Origin of the sequence: Clostridium algifaecis, assembly GCF_017874415.1 — a bacterium.
Lineage (GTDB): Bacteria > Bacillota > Clostridia > Clostridiales > Clostridiaceae > Clostridium_B > Clostridium_B algifaecis.
On the sequence record NZ_JAGGLM010000044.1, the window covers coordinates 1 to 2,539 of the forward strand.

General features: G+C 37.6%; 3 protein-coding genes. All 3 read left to right on the forward strand.

From position 1 onward, the window contains the following. Positions 1-116 precede the first annotated feature (116 nt). The 3 genes from tnpA to tnpC all read left to right on the forward strand — a co-directional run bounded on the left by tnpA (position 117) and on the right by tnpC (position 2,470). A complete protein-coding gene (tnpA, locus tag J2Z42_RS14270) occupies positions 117-494 on the forward strand; it encodes an IS66 family insertion sequence element accessory protein TnpA (RefSeq protein ID WP_209703433.1) in 378 nt (125 codons plus the stop codon). Beyond that, on the forward strand, positions 484-840 hold the full coding sequence (tnpB, locus tag J2Z42_RS14275; protein WP_209703434.1) for an IS66 family insertion sequence element accessory protein TnpB: 357 nt from the start codon (positions 484-486) through the stop codon (positions 838-840). Before tnpA ends, tnpB begins: the two co-directional genes overlap by 11 nt. 88 nt (positions 841-928) lie before the next feature. Next, positions 929-2,470, forward strand: a complete 1,542-nt coding sequence (gene tnpC, locus J2Z42_RS14280; protein ID WP_209703435.1) for an IS66 family transposase — start codon at positions 929-931, stop codon at positions 2,468-2,470. Positions 2,471-2,539 lie beyond the last annotated feature (69 nt).

Consider the following 2,539-nt stretch of genomic DNA (forward strand, 5'->3'; position numbering starts at 1 on the left):
GTAACCGTCAAATAAGAAAGTGGATAGAAAGTGTTAGAAAATTATGAGATAATCTTCTAAAATAAGTTTTTAAAGTTTTTCAAGTTAACTTTAAAAACTTTGAAAGGAGATTTTATATGGATGTACAAAAAGCAACCCAAGAATATAGAATGAATGAGTGGATTAAAATCATACGTGAATGTCATAGTAGTGGACAGTCTGTAAAGTCATGGTGTTCTGAAAATAGCGTTAGGACTAACAAGTATTATTACTGGTTAAGGAAGATACGTATTGCTGCATGTGAAGCCCTTCCTTCCAAAAATCCAGAGGAACAGATAGTTCCTTTAGATACTCCTAAATTATCAAGTATTTCTGAAAATGCAGCTTATGTTTCTTCCGAAACATCTCAAGCTGATATTGTTATCCGTTTAGGCTCTGCAGTACTCGAAATTCATAACGGTGCTTCAGCCAATTTAATTGAAAATACTATAAGGGTGCTGCAAAATGCTAGGTGATATTTCAAGGGCAGAAAAAATATATATTGCAACTGGATATACGGATATGAGAAAGTCAATTGACGGACTATCTGCAATTGTACAGCAGAATTTTGAGCTGAACCCCTTCCAAAATAGTCTATTTTTATTCTGCGGACGTAGGAGAGATAGAATGAAAGTATTATATTGGGAAGGAGACGGATTTGTCCTTTTGTATAAACGCCTTGAAAACGGACGTTTCCAGTGGCCACAAAATGTACAGGCGGTAAAATGCATAACACCTCAGGAATTTCGCTGGCTGCTTGAGGGGCTGTCCTTGAATCAGCCGAAGGCTGTAAAAAAAGTAGATGTAAAAAGTGCTCTCTAGTGTCAGAGAAATCTGACATCATGCGGTATTTAAGAAATTCATGGTATAATAATAGATATAAAAAATTAGCAAAGGAACTGTCCCGATTATGTATACCAAAAACGAAGTTTTAAAACTTAAAAACCGCATAGCACAGCTGGAAAAGGAGAATAAAACTCTCCATGAGACAGTTGAATTTTTAACTCATAAGTTATTTGGCAGGAGCAGTGAAAAAACATCTGTAATAGCAGGCCAGGTAAATCTTTTTAATGAAGCAGAAATTGAAAGCAGTCCTTCTGCACCTGAACCAAACCTTAAAGAAGTATCAAACTACAGACGTAAGAAATTTAAAGGTCAAAGGGCAGAATTACTAAAAGATATCCCACATGATACAGTAATTTGTGGACTTGAAGAAGATGAACGTTTTTGCGAAAAATGCGGGACACCCCTAAAAAGTATTGGCAGGGAATTTATCCGTACAGAAATAGAATTTATTCCAGCAAAAGTCCGCGTTATAGACTATTATCGTGAGGCTTATGAATGCAGGAAGTGCAGAAAAGAAGGACTGCCTTATATAGAGAAATCACCGATGCCATATCCGGTAGTGCAGCATTCAATGGCTTCGCCATCTACAGTTGCACATATCATGTATGAGAAGTATGTAAATGCTCTTCCACTATATAGGCAGGAGAGAGAATGGGCATCATTAGGGGTAAAGTTGACACGTGCAACTATGAGTAACTGGATTATGGTTGCGTCTAGGAACTGGCTGAAACCTCTTACAAATCTGATGCACCAGAAACTTATAGGGGAGAAATATCTTCATGCAGATGAGACCCCTGTACAGGTACTGATGGAGCCCGGAAGGAAAAATACATCGGAATCTTATATGTGGTTATACAGCACATATGCAGGCAGTCAAAAACCGATAAGGTTGTTTGACTACAGGCCGTCAAGGAGTGGAGACTGCCCGCAGAAATTTTTGAAAGGATTTAAAGGCTACCTTCACACGGACTGCTATAAAGGATACAACAAAGTTCCTGGAATAACAAGATGTCTGTGCTGGACACATCTCAGGAGATATTTTGTTGAAGCACTTCCGAAAGATATAAATAGTCCGGAAGCCACACTCCCCGCAAGGGGGATTGATTTCTGCAATAAACTTTTTGCAGAAGAAAAATTAATAAAAGAGCTTACACCTGATGAGCGAAAAATAAAGCGTCTTGAAACGGAAAAACCGATTCTGGATGCCTTTTGGAGCTGGATTAATTCCATAAAATACATCTGTCTTCCTAAATCAAAGCTTGGAAAAGCAGTAGATTATGCAGTAAATAATAAAAAAGGATTTATGAACTATCTGTTGGATGGCAACTGTGCTATTTCCAACAACCTATCAGAAAATAGCATAAGACCATTTACAATAGGTAGAAAAAATTGGCTTTTTAGTGGAAGCCCAAAGGGTGCTGAAGCAAGTGCAGCAGTATATAGTATAGTTGAAACAGCAAGAGCCAATGGATTGGAACCCTACAGTTATCTTGAATTTTTGTTTAAGAATCTACCGGGTGTCCAATTTGAAGCACATCCTGAATTTCTAGAAGAATATCTGCCATGGGATTCGTGGGTTCAATCTTCATGTAAAAAGAACAAATGACAAACTGCGACCATTTTAACAAATGGCCGTTTATTTTTGTACATATACACTTGGTAGTTTATCGCTTAC

Coding starts and splice junctions, on each gene's coding strand:
- tnpA (WP_209703433.1), top strand. CDS start 117: ATGGATGTACAAAAAGCAACCCAAGAATATAGAATGAATGAGTGGATT.
- tnpB (WP_209703434.1), top strand. CDS start 484: ATGCTAGGTGATATTTCAAGGGCAGAAAAAATATATATTGCAACTGGA.
- tnpC (WP_209703435.1), top strand. CDS start 929: ATGTATACCAAAAACGAAGTTTTAAAACTTAAAAACCGCATAGCACAG.